Source organism: Methanospirillum sp., assembly GCF_035406105.1.
In the GTDB taxonomy this organism is placed as follows: domain Archaea; phylum Halobacteriota; class Methanomicrobia; order Methanomicrobiales; family Methanospirillaceae; genus Methanospirillum.
On sequence record NZ_DAONKG010000324.1, the window covers coordinates 1 to 1845 of the forward strand.

2 protein-coding genes are annotated in these 1845 nt (G+C 45.4%); both read right to left on the reverse strand.

Going from position 1 to position 1845, the window contains the following annotated elements:
• Positions 1-167: 167 nt before the first annotated feature.
• Complete coding sequence (locus PLA23_RS13050; RefSeq protein WP_324475477.1) at positions 168-677, reverse strand: hypothetical protein; 510 nt, start codon at positions 675-677, stop codon at positions 168-170.
• 90 nt (positions 678-767) lie between these two features.
• Positions 768-1845, reverse strand: a 1078-nt coding sequence (locus PLA23_RS13055; RefSeq protein WP_324475478.1) for a site-2 protease family protein, incomplete at its 5' end; no start/stop codon positions are given.

Genomic DNA, 1845 nt, shown 5'->3' on the forward strand with positions numbered 1-1845 from the left:
CATCTCTCAGGCATTTTTCAAAATTCATATCAATACTCCTCTTTTTCTCAGGGATTTTCGCAATTGCATATACCCGTCATTCACAGGGATTGCATGATATCATAGCCGCATGTCTGGTATATTACCGGCCGGAAAAAATTGAATAAATTAGCAGGAATTGAATAAAATTAGCAGGGACCGCAGGATATGATAACGGGCTCCGGATCCTTGATTAATGTATTCCAGTTATTGTTTCTGTTCTCAAGAGATAACGAGGAGTCAGGTATTTCAGATGTTGCATTTATGCTGGCTGTATACCGCTGAAGTGCTTTCCAGTCCTGTGCCCTGATAATATCACCGACCGAGGCATAGCCGGAGAGAGGATCAAGTGTTCCGGATACTGACGTTGTGGTATTGTTCACCGTCCGGTTTATCGCAGTCGTATTATTGGGAAGACCACTCGTTGAATACATGACCATCCCGGCTCCTGCCATATTGTCCAGGTTCCCTGATGAGGGCTCATCAAAAAGACTAGTGGCATCATCCCCGTTCAGGATCTTATCACCCTCCCACTCAAAAGAAGTTGGAAGAGATCCAAATCCCGGGTTGGACCCGGCAGATGATGCAGCAAGCGCCCAACCGGAAAAGAGAGAGACCATTCCAAGAATACATACCATACCCAGATAGAGAAAACGCATATCTATCTCGTACATGTTCACGATCGGTACTGCATATACTTTCTTATACCTATCCAGAAAAAAAGGAGATTATTTTCCCGACACTTCAGATTACAGGTGGAACAGGTACGGAAGCGTAAAAATTGCAACCATGAGAATGACCATACCGGTGCTGACAAGACCAACAATATGATCAGTATACCGTGCAAGGCCCCGACGACTGAGTATCCGTTCAGTCCCCTCTTTAAAGATGAATCCTCCATCCAGGGGGATCATCGGAAGAGCGTTGAAAAGTCCGGCAGCAAGATTAATAAATCCACTCCAGAACAAGAGGTGAATAAGTTCCCAGTATCCTGGGAACGGGACTTTGTAGTATTCAGTATCCGATACATCAAATCCAAGAATCCGAAGGTACTGACCTTCCATAGTTGGATTGAACGGTACAGAAAGAAGCATGAATATTCCGACCGGTGAGAACATGGTTTTTACGGTATCAATGATTCCCTGACCATTGTAATAAAAGACACCCATAAACCCGGATTCATGAGTTCCCAAAGCTTCAGGCCATGATGAAACATTCAGTGAATAATCTTTTACTTCTCCGTTATGATCAAATCCGACAATAACGGTATCACCCGGGCGGGTGGTATTTAGAATATTGGAGACATCCTGTGAGGTCTGCACAGGCTCTCCATTGATAGTCCTGATGATCGAAGGGGTCGGCACATCCGCCTGTGCAGCAGAATAATTCTTGTACAGGCCTACGACAATCGGTTCCTGTGTCGGAACAGCCATTCCGATCAGACTGACCATCAGTCCAAAACTGATAAGACCTATGAGGATGTTGTTCATGATACCCGCCCCGAACATCCGCATCCGTGGCCAGGGTGATGCTTTTTTCACCTCATCATCATCTGGTTCAACAAAAGCACCGATGGGAATGATCAAAAACAACACTCCCATGCTCTTTACTGCTATATTCTCAACCCGGCAGAGGATTGCATGACCAAACTCATGAACCACCAGTGTCAGAATGAATGCAAACCAGACAGCAAAAGTGGAAGGCACAAACTCATTGACTCCAGGAATGAGAAAGATATTCTGGGGTTTGTGGAGAGGGGTCGGCTCTGGTTTTAACTCCAGGGTAAGGTTTACCGAAAGGAGGAGCATCACAACCATCGCAACCGAT